Below are 17,185 nucleotides of genomic sequence, written 5' to 3' on the forward strand. Positions count from 1 at the left end.
TTGACCAAGGAAACGAAAGAACCCATCAGCATATAGTTTAAGCTAGAATTGACCTATTGTGAAGTTAAATAAGTGCACAAGCTGTTATTATCATTGTTGGCATATTTTATAGGCACTATGTTATATAAAATATGAGTCAACCTGTTATATGACTAACAGTAGCCTAGGGATAGTGCGAGATTGGCAACGGTCTGGTATGGAGCTTCCTGACAATGTACCCCCTTGAGGAATAGCAAGGTTAATGCGTATCGTGAGGTAACATTAAGTAATGGCAAGTAGCATGTCATGAGGGGCTAGGCTAAATAGAAAGATGAACGTAAGTGAATTGCTGATAAACGTCGTGAATTGTAAAGAGCTTAAGCTACTGACAAGCTCTAACCAAAAAGGTATATAGTGGGATATCTCTTTTTACATTGGGGATACGTCATCATAAACACTATCGGCGAACAGGCAGCATCTTAACTATTTATGTGATAATAATGGAACTTGGTAAGCCTGTATTTCCGCCGAAAGGCAGGTAGAGCGCAAGCGATACTGTTGGGGGTGCAGGTAAGGGAGGTTAGAGAAAGCGAATGATTGGCTGTAATGGCTGATATAGGGTATGAAACATGACCTAACCCGAAAGGGTGCAGACTTCTAACTGGTCTTTCATCGTAAGATGTTGGCTAATCCTTTTGTGGTCATTTCTTCGGGAATGATTGGGTGAGGAAGGAAACAGGCAAGTTAAACAAGCCCATTTCCCTACTCTAACAATTTTACCATGTGACAGAGAAGTAGAATTTATTTGGCCCACTGAATAATTCTTCTCTCCGTTCACGATAGAAGAAATTATTCACAAAAAAACCAAGTAGATTTCTGCTTATTTCTGTTACTACAGGAGTAAGTATGAAAGAGTACACTAAGTTTAACCAAAAAGTTAAAAGTAGTCCAGCTCCAGCGACTCCTGACATGAATGAGCTATGGCACAAGATTGATTGGGTCAAAGCAACAAAACATGTTAAAGGGTTGCAGGTACGGATTGCGAAGGCAACAATTGAAGGTGACTACCGTAAGGTTAAACGCTTACAAAGGTTACTAACACGCTCAACGTACGCCAAGCAATTGGCAGTGCGAAGGGTGACGGAAAACAGAGGTAAAAGAACGGCAGGCGTTGACAAAGTAACATGGTCAACACCAAAGAGTAAATGGGAAGCGATTGCAACGCTGACAAGTAAAGGATATAGACCGAAGCCACTAAAGCGGGTTTATATTCCGAAATCGGATGGAAAGAAGCGCCCATTAGGCATTCCGACCATGAAAGACAGAGCAATGCAAGCGCTGTACTTATTTGCTTTACAGCCTGTTGCTGAAACTACAGCAGATAAAAACTCATATGGATTTCGCATCAACCGCTCAACGGCGGATGCGATTAGCCACGTGCATAAGATATTCTCACGCAAAGGGAGTCAAATGAGACAAACGGCGCAATGGGTATTGGATGCCGACATACAGGGATGTTTTGACCATATAAGCCATGATTGGTTAATTGAAAATATTCCGATGAATAAGCGGATATTAGCAAAATGGTTAAAATCGGGTGTAGTGGATATGGGACAGGTCAAGCGGACGGAGGAAGGTACACCGCAAGGGGGTATTATTTCACCGACTTTGGCGAACATGGCACTGGATGGTATGGACGAACTATTAACGAAACACTTCGGTGTAGTAGGAAATAGACAACGGCGAGCCAATAAGGTGTATATGGTTCGATATGCGGACGATTTTATTATATCCGGAAGTTCGAAAGAATTACTGGAAAATGAAGTTATACCAGTAATGCGTGAATTTTTGAAAGAGAGAGGACTAACCTTATCTGAAAGAAAGACGCGCATTGTTAATATCGAGCAAGGATTTGATTTCTTAGGGTGGACAGTAAAATCATTTAAAGGCAAATTGTTGATTAAACCAAGCAAAAAGAATGTGAAAGCATTTTATCGCAAGGTAAAAGAGACAATAAGTGCAATGAAGATGGTTAAGCAGGACATACTAATAGCAAAATTAAATCCAATGTTAAGGGGATGGGCTAACTATCACCGTAGCATTGTTGCTAAAGAAACGTACAGTAAAGTAGACCATTTAGTCTGGAAAGCGATTTGGCGTTGGTGTTGTCGAAGACACAGTAACAGACGGAAACGATTTGTAAAAGAGAAATATTTTACAAGGATACAAAACAGGGACTGGATATTTGGCACACACACAATAAATCGACATGGTGAAAAGAAATGGATGGAATTACTGCTGTGCAGTAAGACAGAAATTAAACGTCATGTAAAGGTGAAATCGGAATACAATCCGTTTTTACCTGAATGGGAATTATACGGCGAAACGCTTTACCAAAAACGGATGTACGAAGATTATTCGCACAGAAGTCAATGGCAAAGGCTGTATAAAGAACAAAAAGGGCGTTGTGGATTATGTCAGTTACCTATCACAAAAGAGACAGGTTGGCATGACCATCATATTATATACCGTGTACATGGGGGAGATAATAAGCTGGAAAACAGAATATTATTACACCCTGTATGTCATACTAAAGTTCATGCACTGAAGTTAGACGTATTGAAACCGACTTAGCAATAAGTTAATAGGAAGGCTTGAGCTGTATGCGGAGAAATTCGCTTGTACAGTTCTTAGGGGGCGGCGACACAGTAATGTGTCGTTGCTACCCGACTGTGTGATAAATGAGCACTAGCTTGAAGTCAACTTATTGATTTTAATAATAAGTTGACTAGATTGGGTGATTATTTTTATTATCTAATCTTTGATAATAGCCTTGTGGAAAATTATATAATGTCCACAGGGCTATTGTATAAAAATCAAAAAGAAGATGTAGCCTTTAACTATTGAAAGTAAATCATAGTCTAAAAGAGCCTATTTTTTAGGATTTCTTTTTTAAATCGATCACAAAAATTCTTTTTTATCCAAAAACGTATTTATACTGAAACCTAGTTTTTCTGAAACTTTTTTATATTAATATCATTTTTTACCATATGTGACATAAATTAAGCTGTTGAAGATTTATTTTTTGATATATATCAAACTTTGTGAATTCATATCCGTTTTTCCCTTTATTTCCATGCCATTAAATATTATCATTACAATTAATAAGGATGTTAATAACTTCCAATACAATAAATCAAATAATGTCAGCTTTTTAAGGAGTCCATATGCTATTTAACCGTAGGCAGTTCTTTAAGATCTGCGCTGGTGGTATGGCAGGAACAACGGTAGCCACACTAGGATTAGCGCCTAATTTGGCGCTTGCACAAACTCGCCAATTTAAATTACTCAAATCTAAAGAAACTCGTAATAACTGTACTTATTGTTCAGTTGGTTGTGGAATGTTACTTTATAGTCGTGGTGATGGAGCTAAAAATGCCGAATCATCTATATTTCATATAGAAGGCGATCCTGATCATCCTGTTAGTCGTGGCTCACTTTGTCCTAAAGGTGCTGGTGTAGTTGACTTTATAAAAAGTGAAAATCGTGTTAAATACCCCCAATACCGCGCGCCAGGTTCTGATAAATGGCAAAAAATAAGTTGGGATGAGGCTATTGACCGTATAGCTCGTTTGATGAAAGCTGACCGAGATAAAAATTTTATTGAGAAAAATGAGAAAGGCACAACAGTTAACCGCTGGACAACAACAGGGTGGCTTGTTACATCGGCTGCAAGTAATGAAACAGGTTGGTTAGCATTTAAAGTTGCTCGTGCATTAGGTATGTTAAGTCTTGAAACTCAAGCACGAGTTTGCCATGGCCCTTCTGTATCTAGCTTAGCAGCTACATTTGGTCGAGGAGCAATGACTAACAACTGGAATGATATCAAAAACGCCAATGTTGTTATTGTCATGGGCGGTAATGCCGCAGAAGCCCATCCAGTTGGTTTTAAATGGGCAATTGAAGCTAAAATTAATAATGGCGCAGAACTAATTGTTATTGACCCTCGTTTTCAGCGAACGGCTTCAGTTGCCGATCACTATGTACCGATTCGTTCAGGATCTGATATTGCTTTTTTACTTGGTATTATTAATTATCTGATTACTCACAACGAAGTTAACTTTGAGTATTTGGTAACACACAGTAATGCTAGTTTAATTGTGCGTGATGATTTTAATTTTGATGCCAATAGCGGATTGTTTAGTGGATATGATGCAACTAATCGTCAATACGATCAAACTAGTTGGGCATATCAAAAAGATGAAAATGGTTACGCACTTCGGGATAAAACACTAAGCCATCCTCGTTGTGTTTGGAATTTATTAAAACAACACGTTAGCCGTTATACACCCGAAATGGTCAATAAGGTAACTGGTAGCCCAATTGATGGCTTTTTACATGTCTGCCGCTCACTTGCTAGTACCAAAACCAATGATAGAGCCGCAACCTTTTTATATGCATTAGGTTGGACTCAGCACACTTATGGCTCACAAATTATCCGTACTGCAGCCATGATTCAGCTTCTTTTAGGCAATATTGGTGTTATGGGTGGAGGCATTAATGCACTGCGTGGGCATTCAAATATTCAAGGTTTAACCGATGTAGGTTTGTTGTCAAATCGCCTGCCTGCTTATCTTGATTTGCCAAAAGAGTCTCAAGTTTCACTTGCTCAGTATCTAGATGAAAAAACACCAAAACCACTTGGCCCAAGTGAAGTGAATTTTTGGGGAAATTATCCAAAATTCTTTGTTAGCTTTATGAAATCAATGTACGGTGATAAATCGACTCAAGATAACGATTGGGGATTTGATTGGTTACCAAAATGGGATAAAACCTATGATGTTTTAAGATTCAGTAAAATGATGCGTGATGGACAAGCCAATGGTTTTATTTGCCAAGGCTTTAACCCGCTTGCCGCACTACCCGATAAAAATAGTATTCGTGAAGGTTTATCTAACTTAAAATTCTTAGTTAGCATCGATCCTATGCCGACCGAAACCGCGGAATTTTGGAAAAACCACGGTGAATCAAATGATGTGGATTCTAGCAAAATTCAAACCGAAGTATTTAGATTACCATCAAACTGTTTTGCTGAAGAAAACGGAACAATTGTTAACTCTTCTCGTTGGCTACAATGGCATTGGGCAGCAGCTAGACCGCCTTACGAAGCATTATATGATCCTGAAATTATTGCGCGTATCTTTTTAAGAATTAAAGAGCTATATGCCGAAGAAGGAGGCGCTTATCACGAGCCAATTGATAATTTAGTTTGGGATTATCAAAATCCTGAAGGTCCAGCAGCCGAAGAGCTAGCCAAAGATTATAATGGACGTGCGCTTGCAGATATCACTGATACAAATGGAAATGTTATCCTTAAAAAAGGTCAGTTACTCAGTGGTTTTTCGCAATTAAAAGCAGACGGAACAACTTCATCAGGTATTTGGATATTTTGCGGTTCTTGGACTGAGCAAGGCAACCAAATGGCAAGGCGTGATCCAAGCGATCCATCAGGAAAAGGCGTTCATGCTGGTTGGGCTTGGGCATGGCCAATGAATCGACGTATACTTTATAATCGTGCATCAGCAGATGAAAACGGCAAACCATGGGATCCTAAACGAGTTCTAGTAAAATGGAATGGCTCAAGCTGGGTTGGTAATGATGTTCCTGATTTTACAGCAACATTATCGCCAAGTGCTGGTGCAGGTGCTTTTATCATGAATAACGATGGTTTAGGTGGATTATTTTGTTTAAATCGATTAGTCGATGGACCATTCCCTGAGCATTATGAACCATTTGAAACACCTATTACCAATAATCCATTGCATCCAAATCAAATAAGCAGTCCAGTTGCACGAGCATTTAAAGAAGATTTGGCTCGCTTAGGGAATGCTAGCGAATTTCCTTACGTTGGTACGACTTATAGCATCACAGAACATTTTCACTTCTGGACACAGCATGCAAGGTTAGCTTCGATAACTCAACCAGAGCAATTTATTGAACTAAGTGAAAATTTAGCCAATAAAAAAGGTATCAAATTAGGTGATACGGTTAAAGTGACTTCATATCGGGGTTATATCAAAGCTAAAGCTGTTGTGACAAAACGTCTTCCGACATTAACCGTGGATGGTAAAGAGATTGAAACCATAGGAATTCCGATTGTATGGGGATTCACGGGGCAAACAAAGAAAGGATTTTTGGTTAATGAATTAACACCTCATTTAGGTGATGCTAATTCACAAACACCAGAATATAAATCATTCTTAGTCAATATCGAAAAAGTTACCAGTGCGGCATAAGGAGGAAGATCAATTATGTCATTACAAACACAAGATATTATTCGCCGCTCAGGAACCAACTCATTAACCCCTGCACCACGAGCGCGCGATTATCAACAAGAAGTCGCAAAATTAATTGATGTAACAACATGTATCGGCTGTAAAGCGTGCCAAGTTGCCTGTAGCGAATGGAACGATTTGCGAGCTGAAATTGGCAATACTGTCGGCGTTTATGATAATCCCGCTGACTTAGACCCCAAAGCTTGGACAGTAATGCGTTATTCGGAAGTTGAAATTAATGGTAAATTTGAATGGCTGATCCGTAAAGATGGTTGCATGCACTGCTCAGATCCTGGGTGTTTAAAAGCTTGCCCTGCAGAAGGTGCTATTATTCAATACGCAAATGGTATTGTGGATTTTCAATCAGAACATTGTATTGGTTGTGGTTACTGTATTGCTGGTTGTCCGTTTAATATTCCAAGGGTTAGTAAAGAAGATAACCGTTCTTATAAATGCACTTTATGCGTAGATCGCGTTGCTGTTGGACAAGAGCCAGCGTGCGTAAAAACCTGTCCAACGGGTGCTATTCATTTTGGCACAAAACAAGACATGATTCGCCACGCTGAACACAGAATTGCCGATTTGAAAAAACGAGGGTTTGAAAATGCGGGGCTTTATGACCCACAAGGTGTTGGTGGCACGCATGTGATGTATGTTTTACACCATGCAGATCAACCAGAACTTTATCATGGTCTACCTAAAGATCCACAAATTAGCGAAATTGTTAAATTTTGGAAAGGTGTTTGGAAACCACTTTCAGCCGCAGCATTTGTTGCCACTTTTGGTGGCTTACTATTTCACTATATGGGTGTTGGTGCAATTGATATCGATGAAGATGATATTGAATACGAAAAAGAAGCAGATAAGCAAGCACGAAAAAAATTAGGCTTGCCAGTTGCTGAATGTAAAAATAGTGATAACTTACCACAACAGGAGAATCGTCATGAATAAAAAAAGCATGATATTAAGAACACCACTTATTGTTCGCTTCTGTCATTGGTGCATGGTGTGCCTGTTTATTTTAACGGCATTATCAGGTTTGTCGCTGTTTTTTCCATCAATTAAACTGTTTGGATTATTTCTTGGCACACCTCAATTAGTCAGAGAATTACACCCTATTTTAGGCTGTGTTGTTTTTATCTTACTAATGTTTATGTTTTTAAAATTGGCTCATCATAATATTCCTAATAAAGATGATCTTTTATGGATTAAAAACTTTAAACATGTGATTTTAGGTAAAGAAAGAGGCATTCCAATAGGTAAATATAATGTGGGTCAGAAATTTTTATTCTGGTGCATAATGGGATTAATTTTTGTCTTATTTGTCACAGGAATAATTATGTGGCGTCGCTATTTTGCTGATAACTTTTCTATTCCAATTATTCGTATTGCTATATTTTTCCATTCACTTGCCGCAATTGGCCTAATTCTACTTGCTATTGGCCATGCTTATATGGCAATTTGGGTTAAAGGTTCAATTAAAGGAATGATAACTGGCTATGTATCGCGTGCTTGGGCTTGTAAAAACCATTCATCATGGTATCAAGAAGAAATGGAAAAAATCTATCAAGAAGAGCTAAAATTAAAAGCTGAATTAAAAACTGAACAAGCAACCAAACCTGAATAAAAAATTTTTATAAGCAATTTTTAATTAAATAACAATATCGCTGATATTCATCGGCGATATTGTATTGTCTATATAGATAAACCTATTATGGATAAAATAATCATCAATGGTAACTAATAATGAGCATAAAAATCATCCCACAAAAACAACTTGAACAACACGCATCAAACTCAGTTATTAGGCAAATTCCATTACTGTTTTACCCATCACCAAAAACCATTTATGCACATCGAGCAAAGCGCTTAAAAACCTTGGCAACCAATAATCCATTTAGTGATTATTTAAATTTTTGCGCCACAATCGCCGAACAGCAAGCTAATTTAGTAAAACAAAATCCTATTAATGTCGATTTGTCTGAGTACCTTAACAACGAAAATCCACCATTAAGTTTAAGTAACCGACCATTATCGACAAATTGGCAAGAATACCTCAATGAATTATTAAGTTCGATAACAGCAACAACCGAACAAATAACATTAGTTATTGAGCAACTTAAAAAAAATAGTGTTCAACAGTTACAAGATAAAGCCCTACATCTACTCAATAATGAGTTTGCTCATGTAGAGGGCAACGAAGCAATATTTATTTGGGCAGCATTGTCGGTTTATTACAGTCAACTCGCAAGCCAAATTAAAGGCAAAGCAATAGCAGAAAGCACAGATAAAAGCTGGTTATGCCCTGTATGTAATAGCATACCTGTGGCTAGTATCATCCAATTAGGCAGCAACAATGGCCTGCGCTATTTACATTGCAGTTTATGTGAAAGCCAATGGTATGTGCCTAGAATAAAATGTACCTGCTGTGATAACATGAAAGATATCCAATATTTTTCACTCGATAACGAATTATCTGCCACCAAAACGGAATGCTGTGATGCTTGTCATAGCTATTTAAAAATCTTCGATCAAGATAAAGATCCACATATTGAAATTATTGCTGATGATATCGCTTCATTAATATTAGATATTAAAACAGAAGAAGAAGGTTTTACTAAAAGTGGAATAAATCCTTTTATATTTGCTCAATAAAACCAAAAATAACACAATGATTAAAAACAATTTAATATTATTTATCACCACTTTATAACGGCTGTGTTAGCAATAATCATTAATTCATAAAATACAACTTAACTTTTGAGAATAATAAGGCTACAATGGAACTATTGTACTAGTTTATGAGTGTATTTTATGAGACGTTTTACTTTATTGATAATAATGATATTGCTTGTGCCTTTTTATAGTTTTGCTGATGCAATGAAAAATGTTGCCATTACGGCAATTGTTGAACATCCTTCATTAGATCAAATTCGTGATGGTGTTAAAGATGAATTAACAGATAGTGGTTATAAATTAAATGAAAATTTAACTATTCAATATAAAAGCGCACAAGGAAGTAGTGCAACTGCAGCTCAAATTGCAAGGCAATTTATTTCAGCAAAATCTGACGTTATTGTTGCAATTGCAACACCAAGTGCACAAGCAACAGCTGCAGCGAGCAAACAAATTCCTATTGTATTTGCTGGAATTACCGATCCTATCGCCGCTAAATTAATTAAAGATTGGAAGCCAACTGGCACCAATATTACTGGTGTGTCTGATTACCAAGAAATAGGCCCACAAATTGATTTTATGAAAAAAATTGTACCTAACGTTAAATCAGTCGGTTATATCTATAGCCCGAGCGAAATAAACTCAACAGTTGTACTAAAGCACCTGCAAATTTTATTGGCAGAGCAAGGAATCTCCCTTTTTGCAGTACCTGCTCAACGAACAGCAGACATTTCAACAGCTGCATTTTCATTAAAAGGTAAAGTTGATTTAATCTATACTACAACGGATAACAATGTTGTTTCCGCTTATGAGTCTTTAGTCAAATTTGCTAATGAAAATAAAATTCCCCTTTTAGCATCCTTTCCTGATGCGATTGAACGAGGAGCCGTTGCTGCATACGGAATGAGTTATTACGATGTTGGTCGTCAATCAGGTAAGCTTGTTGTACGTATATTAAAAGGTGAAGCAGTAGGTACTATTGCCCCAGAATTAGGGCAAGCCCTTCGCCTTGTCATTAATATTGATGCGGCTAAAAAACAAGGAATTACTTTTACGCCTGAAGTGATTGAGTCTGCCGATAAAGTCATCGGTAATCATTAAATTTAATACCACTAAACAAATAATAAGCCTTGCTCGCTGGGCGAGTAAGGCGCTTGATATGGCAAAGGATCATTCCCAATAGATAAATATCACTAACTACCGACTTTAGTCTAATGCTAAAATACTCCTCATCAACATCACTTCTTTAATAACCCTTCATTTCTGTAATGAAATATTTACAGTAAATCTGTTTTTTACTCTAGAAAATTATCTATTTTTGCTTTATAGTAGCTTAATATTGAGCTTGGTTGTAAAAAAAATATTACAGGAGTACTTTCTATGCGTAATTTTATTATTAGACTTTTTGTGCTGCTTAGTGTACCGCTTGTAGCATTTTATTCTTCAGCAAATCCTAAAATTGAACAAAAATTTGTAGCCATTACAGCCATCGTTGAACACCCAGCATTAGATAATGTACGTAAAGGTGTTGAAGATGAATTAAAAGATAACGGTTATATTAATGGGGAAAATTTAAAACTACAATTTGCTAGTGCACAAGGCAGTGGTGCAAATGCAGCGCAAATTGCTAAACAATTTGCAGCAAGTAAACCTGATGTTATCGTTGGTATTGCAACTCCAAGTTCGCAAGCATTAGTTGCAACAACAAAACTTATTCCTATTGTTTTTACTGCTGTCACAGATCCTATTGCAGCTAAATTAACATCAAGCTGGGAAGCATCAAAAACGAATGTAACTGGTGTATCTGATGCACTGTCACTGGATTCTCAAATTGATATGATGCTTAAAATTAAACCAGATGCTAAAAATATTGGTTATGTTTATAGCCCAAGCGAAGTTAATTCAACAATCATACTTAAACAATTACAAGATGAGCTAGAAAAAAGAAGTATGAAAATTATTGCTGCACCTGCACAACGCACTTCTGATATCTCAACTGCAGCGAGAAGCTTAAAAGGTAAAGTTGATTTAATCTATACAACAACAGATAATAATGTGGTTTCTGCTTATGAGGTTTTAGCTAAAGTAGCTAATGAAAGTAAAATTCCTCTTATTGCTTCTAATCCTGAATCTGCAGAACGTGGTGCTATTGCTGCTTTAGGTATGAGTTATTATGATCTTGGTCGACAAGCAGGTAAAATTGTTATTCGCATCCTTAATGGCGAAAAACCGGGCGATATTCCACCACAAGTGGGTAATATTACTCAACTAACAATTAACAAAAAAGCAGCTGAACGCCAAGGAGTCACTTTATCTGAAGATATATTAAAATCAGCCGCAAAAATTGTCGAAAAATAATGTTTTATTTTTTTATAACTAAACCGCCAGCCTTGGCGGTTAACTTTAATGGATTTTTTCATGTCTTTTGAATTTTTATTTGGCTCAATGGGGATTGGGCTTATTTATGCACTTGTTAGTTTAGGTGTATTTATTTCGTTTCGTTTACTGGATTTTCCTGATCTTACTGCTGATGCGAGCTTTCCTCTTGGTGGCGCAATATGTGGATTATGTATTTATATAGGTATCGACCCTTGGATCGCAACACTATTAGGTATGTTTGCTGGTTGTCTAGCGGGAGCAATGACAGGGCTTTTATACGTCAAACTCAATATTTTACAATTGCTTTCTAGTATTATTGTCATGATAGGGCTTTATTCTATCAATTTAAGAATATTAGGTATTGGGCCTTATGTTATGAATGAAACAACGAGGCTTGCAGGTTCGCCTAATCTTTCATTACTCGGTCAAAATACTATTTTTTCACCGTTTATTTCTGACGATTTTAGTAATCAATATATAGTACAACCCATAATGATCTTAGGGTTTGTAATTGTATTTTGGATGTTACTAAATGTGTTTTTAAATACCCAAAAAGGGCTTGCCTTAAGAGCAACAGGCACAAATCCACGAATGGCAAAATCTCAAGGTATTCCAACTGATGGAATTACAATCCTTGGTATGGCAATATCAAATGGTTTAATTGCTTTAGGTGGTTCGTTATTTGTTCAAACGCAAGGAAGTGCCGATATTACTATTGGTGTTGGTACAATCGTTATTGGACTAGCCTCAATTATACTTGGTGAAAGCATTTTCCCAACAAAACGTATTTGGGCTGTTATGCTTTCGGTTATTTTTGGATCTATCTTGTATCGCTTATTTATTGCTTTCGCATTAAGTAATGAATTGCTACAAGATATAGGGGTTGGAACAGAAGACCTAAACCTTATTACAGCAATATTAGTTGTGTTGGCTCTTGTCTTACCGAAGCAGTTAAAAAAATTCTCTAAAAAAAGAGGAAAGTAAACATGATTAAAGCAGAACAATTACAATTAACCTTTAATCAAGGTACACCGATTGAAAATCATGTATTACGAGGGTTAAATCTTAACATCAGCGAAGGAGAGTTTGTCACTATCATTGGTAGTAACGGTGCAGGGAAAAGCTCGTTACTTAACGCAATTAGTGGTGATTTGCTAACTGATTCTGGCTCTATTGTGATCAATGATAAAAATGTTACTCGTTGGCCAGCATGGAAACGCGCAGGTATGGTTGCTCGAGTATTTCAAGATCCAATGGTTGGAACTTGTGAAAACCTAACAATTGAAGAAAACCTTGCTATTGCTTATAACCGAGGTAAAAAATTTACATTATCTTCCGCACTTAACCGCAAAGCACGCTCAATATTTAAAGATAAATTAGCGATGCTAAATCTAGGCCTGGAAAATCGACTAACCGACATGATGGGACTACTTTCTGGTGGGCAAAGGCAAGCTGTTAGCTTATTAATGTCAACTTTACAACCGTCTAAAATACTACTTCTAGACGAGCACACAGCGGCACTTGATCCTAAAACTGCGCAATTTGTTCTAGATCTTACCGATCAAATGGTGTCACAAAACAAATTAACGACCATGATGGTAACTCACTCAATGAAACAAGCCTTGGAATATGGCACCCGAACTGTCATGCTGCATCAGGGGCAAGTGGTGCTTGATGTATCGGGCGAAGAGCGTACAAAATTAACTATCACCGACCTTTTAGCCATGTTTGAACAGACACGCGGTGAAAAGGTTACCGACGATGCTTTACTTTTAGGTTAATAATAAATCAAAAAGCAGTGTCTTGGTTAGATATTGTTTTTTGATAATTATAGAGACACATTTTATTCTAGCAACATCTGCTACTTACCGTGATTTGGAAGAAATAGAAACTAAAAATTGTAAGCGAAAGCAGATGTTTAATTAAGTTAGAAATTATAAGCCACCATAAAAGCTTTCAATAAATTAACACTGTAGTATTATCGATTGGAATTTTTCATTATCCGAGCTTTATCAACTTGCCATTGACGCTCTTTAATATCTGTTCGTTTATCGTATTCTTTTTTACCTTTGGCTACCCCAATTTTCACTTTCGCCCACGCATTCTTCCAATATAAAGAAAGGGCAACAACGGTATAACCTTGGCGATTGATTTGACCAAATAACGAATTGAGTTCACGCTCATTTAGCAGTAATTTACGGTTGCGCATAGGTTCGCAAATGACATGAGTTGAAGCAACATTTAACGGAGTAATAGTTGCCCCAAATAACCATGCCTCACCATCTTTTAGCAAAACATAGCTGTCGCTAATATTGGCTTTGCCTGCGCGCAGTGATTTTACCTCCCAACCTTGCAGAGATAATCCCGCCTCGATCTCTTCTTCAATGAAGTATTCATGACGTGCACGTTTATTTAATGCAATAGTTGCCGAACTAGGCTTGTGTGATTTTTTCTTATTCATAATGTGCGTTATTATAGAGTTACGTGATATTATATGCTACTAATTTTATTTTTTTATTTTATTATTATGGTACATGTTTTTCGCGAAGTTATCGAGCCTTATTCAATTGAACAAATGTTTGCTTTAGTCAACGATATTGAAAAATATCCAGAATTTATTCCAGATTGTATTGCAACAGGTATTATTAAAAAACAAGATAATATTACTGCCGCATTTATTGAGGTTGAAAAGTTTGGTTTCAAAAAATCGTTCACCACATTAAATCAAATCAATGAACCTAATTCAATTGATATTACGCTTTTAGAAGGTCCATTTAAACAATTATCAGGCCGGTGGCAATTTGTTAAAATTACTGAAAACCAAAGTAAGATCAGTTTTAATTTAGATTTTGAGTTCAAAAATAAATTATTAGATATGACTTTTTCTCCTGTCTTTAAAGAAGTCATGAATGGCATGGTTAATGCGTTTTCAAAACGAGCAAGGCAGATTTATTAAAATGATAAGAATTCAAATTGTTTATGCATTACCCAATAACGCAATTGTTATTGATTGTGATGTCGATGAGCAAACGAATGTATTGCAAGCAATTACAAAATCCAATATCTTAACGATATGCAAAATAAAATTAGATGACCATCTAATTGGTATTTATGGAAAGCGTTGTGAGCCGACTCAATTGGTCAAAAACGGTGATCGCATTGAGATATATCGGCCGTTAATCAACGATCCCAAAGAAATAAGACGAAGAAAAGCCGCTCAAAAAAATAATTAAAGCAAAGGAAACTAAATGCACAATCTGCTAATTGAAAAGATTGAAAATTTATGCAAAAAGCGTGGCATTAAACTGACAACTCAACGTCGAACTGTTTTAGGTATTATGTTAACGGCCAATAAAGCAATGAGTGCGTATGATCTTTTAGATCTGCTCAAAGTTAGTGAACCACAAGCTAAACCACCGACCATCTATCGTGCGCTTGAATTTTTACTTGAGCAAGGGTTTATCCATAAAGTGGAATCCTCTAATAGCTATATTATTTGTCCACATTTTCAAGATCCAGAACATATTTCGATTTTATTTATTTGTGATAAATGCCAACAAATTATTGAAAAACATTCTGAAAATATTGAAGAGCAGCTTAAACAACTTGCACACCAAAATCAGTTTTTAATAAAGCACAGCGTGCTTGAAATACATGGACTTTGTCAGCTGTGTCAACTTTAATTATTTTTCTTTGGCTAATTAACATTGCTTGCGATACCGTTGGGCAAATTGCATTTAAGTATGCCGCACTCACCTCCAAAAATAAGCAAGGTTTACATTATTGGCAAACATTATTTAGTAATATTTGGATATGGATTGGTTTTAGTACTTATTTTCTTGGATTTATTTGTTGGTTGGCGTTTTTAAGTGAAGTGCCATTATCAGTAGGCATTTTATTAGGATCATTTAATATTATTACCGTTATGTTAGCCGGGCGAATTTTATTTAAAGAGCATCTAACTTTGTTTCGTATTGTGGGGATATTTTTTATTACCATCGGTGTAGTATTAGTGGGACTGACTTAATGAAAAAATTTTATATTATTGGTTTTATCTTACTGCTATTTTTTGATACTTTTGGACAAACTAGCTTTAAATTAACCGCACTATCAGCCTTGCCCTTTGAAATCAGTTTTGATTGGTTGGTTCGTATTTTTACTTATGGTTGGGCTTATTTAGTCATATTGGGTTATACAGGAGCGTTTATTACTTGGATGATATTATTAAAAAAAGCTCCAGTTGGTCCGGCCTTTGCGGCATCTCATTTACAGGTGGTTACAGTGATGCTAGTATCGGTGATTGTTTTTGATGAAAAAATTACATTCACACGCATGCTTGGTGGATTATGTATTATTATTGGTATTGTTTTTTTGGCTATAGCCGAGCAAAAATTGCAGCGTAAATCGTAAATCCCTTCTATTTTTATACTAAAACTCCGTGTTTTCTGAAAGTTCTTTACAAAATATTACGGATCTAATTTGTTTAATTTAGTAATTTATTCTATTTTGTGAAATTAATATGCTTCAGTAAGTATATTAATATTCAACCTCATAATTATTAATTTGGAATATTACTTCTAAAAAGATTTTGTTAATAAAAATTATTTTCGGTTTATTTAAATACGGTCACGTTCAAGGATAACTATGTGAGCTTCTCGTTTCCAAAATAGGAACAAGCGACGAATCTCTCTTTCCATAGTAACTACACGCCAGCCTGCTTCAGCATTTTTATTTAACAATTGGGAAAATCTAACGGGATTAACATTGGCTGCGCCAAAAAGAAATGAAGAAAAAGCATTTTCTTGATAAATAACTACCTTATATTCTTTCATAGCAATTAAATCTCCAGTACTTTCTTAAATTAACATTAAAGTTTGTAACATTATATACTTTTTAAACGTTAGTATCTATCACACAACAATTTGGTTTTTATTCTGTAGTGTAACTATCCCTTAAAATAGTACAACAAAAAGTAGAAAATTCTCCATAATAAAAGTAAAAGAAGATAGCCACCGCTCCCTTACCCAAATCCTTGGTGAAGAGGATAGTTAGAAAAGTTAAAATCTACAGTTATCTAAACAAAGACCGCCCCATTTTTGTCAAAAAGTTTCAGGAGTGTACTACGTTTATGTATAAAAACAATAAAAATCAAATGGGTATTAATGGGTAAATATTCTTTAGTTTGCTGTTTTGTTTGATTGTTAAGTCAAGGTAAACCTTTGGTATCAGCCCTTATCGTGTGTCTGTGATAGGCGTTAATTCTGTTTTTTATGGGGGGGATAACAGTAATTTTTCAAATTACTGTAAACAACGCAAGGAATTTCTATAGTCTATTCATTATAAAAGATAACACCAAAGATAAATATTAAAATTATTTATAATTTAGTTAGTTAAGCAATAAACTAATAAATTATATCAATAATACCGATGTTAAATAAACGAAATAATTTATACAACAATAAGTGCTAAAAAAAGATTATTGAAATAATATCGTTCAAAAATATTGTTTCAATAACAAAAATAACGTATTTTAAATAAGAAAATGCATTTATTTTCGATTTCTTAACGGCTCTATGGTGGGGATGTTGTTGGTGATATTGATAAATCATAATGTTAATTATTATTTTGTTTTATTTCATGGAGTAAGCATATTATGTTAGATATGCCACTAGCTAACTGGCGCACCATTACCGCCACCTCGTCTATGCCTTTATATGCGGTGCTTTCTAACGTCAGTGATGCGCAAGCCGTTAAAAACTACTATATTACCGATGGCTCGCAAACGCCTTATGGCCTTTATACTGGCACCCCTTACG

At 36.0% G+C, this 17,185-nt stretch carries 16 protein-coding genes; 14 read left to right on the forward strand and 2 right to left on the reverse strand.

Going from position 1 to position 17,185, the window contains the following annotated elements:
• The first annotated feature begins 948 nt into the window (after positions 1-948).
• The 9 genes from ltrA to A9G35_RS06445 all read left to right on the forward strand — a co-directional run bounded on the left by ltrA (position 949) and on the right by A9G35_RS06445 (position 13,150).
• On the forward strand, positions 949-2,613 hold the full coding sequence (ltrA, locus tag A9G35_RS06405) for a group II intron reverse transcriptase/maturase (RefSeq protein ID WP_065636165.1): 1,665 nt from the start codon (positions 949-951) through the stop codon (positions 2,611-2,613).
• A gap of 593 nt (positions 2,614-3,206) precedes the next feature.
• Entirely contained in the window at positions 3,207-6,275 is a 3,069-nt protein-coding gene (gene fdnG / locus A9G35_RS06410) for a formate dehydrogenase-N subunit alpha (RefSeq protein ID WP_081300135.1), read from the forward strand.
• Positions 6,276-6,290: 15 nt separating this feature from the next.
• Positions 6,291-7,265 carry a formate dehydrogenase subunit beta gene (gene fdxH, locus A9G35_RS06415; RefSeq protein ID WP_081300136.1) on the forward strand — a complete coding sequence of 325 codons (975 nt, stop codon included), beginning with the start codon at positions 6,291-6,293 and terminating at the stop codon, positions 7,263-7,265.
• Complete coding sequence (locus tag A9G35_RS06420) at positions 7,258-7,941, forward strand: formate dehydrogenase subunit gamma (RefSeq protein ID WP_065636154.1); 684 nt, start codon at positions 7,258-7,260, stop codon at positions 7,939-7,941. The genes fdxH and A9G35_RS06420 overlap by 8 nt, the downstream gene beginning before the upstream one ends.
• A 119-nt stretch (positions 7,942-8,060) precedes the next feature.
• A complete protein-coding gene (fdhE, locus tag A9G35_RS06425) occupies positions 8,061-8,969 on the forward strand; it encodes a formate dehydrogenase accessory protein FdhE (protein WP_065636155.1) in 909 nt (302 codons plus the stop codon).
• Positions 8,970-9,128: 159 nt separating this feature from the next.
• Positions 9,129-10,091, forward strand: a complete 963-nt coding sequence (locus tag A9G35_RS06430; protein ID WP_065636156.1) for an ABC transporter substrate-binding protein — start codon at positions 9,129-9,131, stop codon at positions 10,089-10,091.
• Between the two features lie 279 nt (positions 10,092-10,370).
• Positions 10,371-11,348 (forward strand): ABC transporter substrate-binding protein, encoded by a 978-nt coding sequence (locus tag A9G35_RS06435; RefSeq protein ID WP_065636157.1) that lies wholly within the window; start codon positions 10,371-10,373, stop codon positions 11,346-11,348.
• Between the two features lie 60 nt (positions 11,349-11,408).
• Positions 11,409-12,353, forward strand: a complete 945-nt coding sequence (locus A9G35_RS06440; RefSeq protein ID WP_065636158.1) for an ABC transporter permease — start codon at positions 11,409-11,411, stop codon at positions 12,351-12,353.
• 2 nt (positions 12,354-12,355) lie between these two features.
• Positions 12,356-13,150 carry an ABC transporter ATP-binding protein gene (locus A9G35_RS06445; protein WP_065636159.1) on the forward strand — a complete coding sequence of 265 codons (795 nt, stop codon included), beginning with the start codon at positions 12,356-12,358 and terminating at the stop codon, positions 13,148-13,150.
• Between the two features lie 197 nt (positions 13,151-13,347).
• On the opposite strand, the gene smpB is transcribed toward A9G35_RS06445, so the two are convergent.
• A complete protein-coding gene (smpB, locus tag A9G35_RS06450) occupies positions 13,348-13,830 on the reverse strand; it encodes an SsrA-binding protein SmpB (protein ID WP_065636160.1) in 483 nt (160 codons plus the stop codon).
• Between the two features lie 66 nt (positions 13,831-13,896).
• Here smpB and A9G35_RS06455 point away from each other — a divergent pair, with 66 nt between their 5' ends.
• Genes A9G35_RS06455 through A9G35_RS06475 form a run of 5 tightly spaced genes read left to right on the forward strand, consistent with a single transcriptional unit; the run spans position 13,897 to position 15,779 of the window.
• Positions 13,897-14,325 carry a type II toxin-antitoxin system RatA family toxin gene (locus A9G35_RS06455; RefSeq protein ID WP_065636168.1) on the forward strand — a complete coding sequence of 143 codons (429 nt, stop codon included), beginning with the start codon at positions 13,897-13,899 and terminating at the stop codon, positions 14,323-14,325.
• Between the two features lies 1 nt (position 14,326).
• Complete coding sequence (locus tag A9G35_RS06460) at positions 14,327-14,602, forward strand: RnfH family protein (RefSeq protein WP_065636167.1); 276 nt, start codon at positions 14,327-14,329, stop codon at positions 14,600-14,602.
• A gap of 15 nt (positions 14,603-14,617) precedes the next feature.
• On the forward strand, positions 14,618-15,052 hold the full coding sequence (gene zur, locus A9G35_RS06465; RefSeq protein WP_065636161.1) for a zinc uptake transcriptional repressor Zur: 435 nt from the start codon (positions 14,618-14,620) through the stop codon (positions 15,050-15,052).
• Positions 15,040-15,396: an EamA family transporter gene (locus tag A9G35_RS06470; protein ID WP_065636162.1), complete on the forward strand. Its 357-nt coding sequence runs from the start codon at positions 15,040-15,042 to the stop codon at positions 15,394-15,396. The genes zur and A9G35_RS06470 overlap by 13 nt, the downstream gene beginning before the upstream one ends.
• Positions 15,396-15,779: a DMT family transporter gene (locus tag A9G35_RS06475; RefSeq protein WP_065636163.1), complete on the forward strand. Its 384-nt coding sequence runs from the start codon at positions 15,396-15,398 to the stop codon at positions 15,777-15,779. The genes A9G35_RS06470 and A9G35_RS06475 overlap by 1 nt, the downstream gene beginning before the upstream one ends.
• Positions 15,780-15,985: 206 nt before the next feature.
• On the opposite strand, the gene A9G35_RS06480 is transcribed toward A9G35_RS06475, so the two are convergent.
• Positions 15,986-16,201, reverse strand: coding sequence for a DUF4177 domain-containing protein (locus A9G35_RS06480; protein WP_065636164.1), 216 nt, complete (start codon positions 16,199-16,201; stop codon positions 15,986-15,988).
• Positions 16,202-17,185 lie beyond the last annotated feature (984 nt).

Origin of the sequence: Gilliamella sp. Choc5-1, from assembly GCF_001690595.1 — a bacterium.
GTDB lineage: Bacteria > Pseudomonadota > Gammaproteobacteria > Enterobacterales > Orbaceae > Gilliamella > Gilliamella apicola_M.

Excerpts from the sequence above, each read along its gene's own strand:
- ltrA (WP_065636165.1), top strand. The coding sequence starts at position 949 with ATGAATGAGCTATGGCACAAGATTGATTGGGTCAAAGCAACAAAACAT.
- fdnG (WP_081300135.1), top strand. The coding sequence starts at position 3,207 with ATGCTATTTAACCGTAGGCAGTTCTTTAAGATCTGCGCTGGTGGTATG.
- fdxH (WP_081300136.1), top strand. The coding sequence starts at position 6,291 with ATGTCATTACAAACACAAGATATTATTCGCCGCTCAGGAACCAACTCA.
- A9G35_RS06420 (WP_065636154.1), top strand. The coding sequence starts at position 7,258 with ATGAATAAAAAAAGCATGATATTAAGAACACCACTTATTGTTCGCTTC.
- fdhE (WP_065636155.1), top strand. The coding sequence starts at position 8,061 with ATGAGCATAAAAATCATCCCACAAAAACAACTTGAACAACACGCATCA.
- A9G35_RS06430 (WP_065636156.1), top strand. The coding sequence starts at position 9,129 with ATGAGACGTTTTACTTTATTGATAATAATGATATTGCTTGTGCCTTTT.
- A9G35_RS06435 (WP_065636157.1), top strand. The coding sequence starts at position 10,371 with ATGCGTAATTTTATTATTAGACTTTTTGTGCTGCTTAGTGTACCGCTT.
- A9G35_RS06440 (WP_065636158.1), top strand. The coding sequence starts at position 11,409 with ATGTCTTTTGAATTTTTATTTGGCTCAATGGGGATTGGGCTTATTTAT.
- A9G35_RS06445 (WP_065636159.1), top strand. The coding sequence starts at position 12,356 with ATGATTAAAGCAGAACAATTACAATTAACCTTTAATCAAGGTACACCG.
- smpB (WP_065636160.1), bottom strand. The coding sequence starts at position 13,830 with ATGAATAAGAAAAAATCACACAAGCCTAGTTCGGCAACTATTGCATTA.
- A9G35_RS06455 (WP_065636168.1), top strand. The coding sequence starts at position 13,897 with ATGGTACATGTTTTTCGCGAAGTTATCGAGCCTTATTCAATTGAACAA.
- A9G35_RS06460 (WP_065636167.1), top strand. The coding sequence starts at position 14,327 with ATGATAAGAATTCAAATTGTTTATGCATTACCCAATAACGCAATTGTT.
- zur (WP_065636161.1), top strand. The coding sequence starts at position 14,618 with ATGCACAATCTGCTAATTGAAAAGATTGAAAATTTATGCAAAAAGCGT.
- A9G35_RS06475 (WP_065636163.1), top strand. The coding sequence starts at position 15,396 with ATGAAAAAATTTTATATTATTGGTTTTATCTTACTGCTATTTTTTGAT.
- A9G35_RS06480 (WP_065636164.1), bottom strand. The coding sequence starts at position 16,201 with ATGAAAGAATATAAGGTAGTTATTTATCAAGAAAATGCTTTTTCTTCA.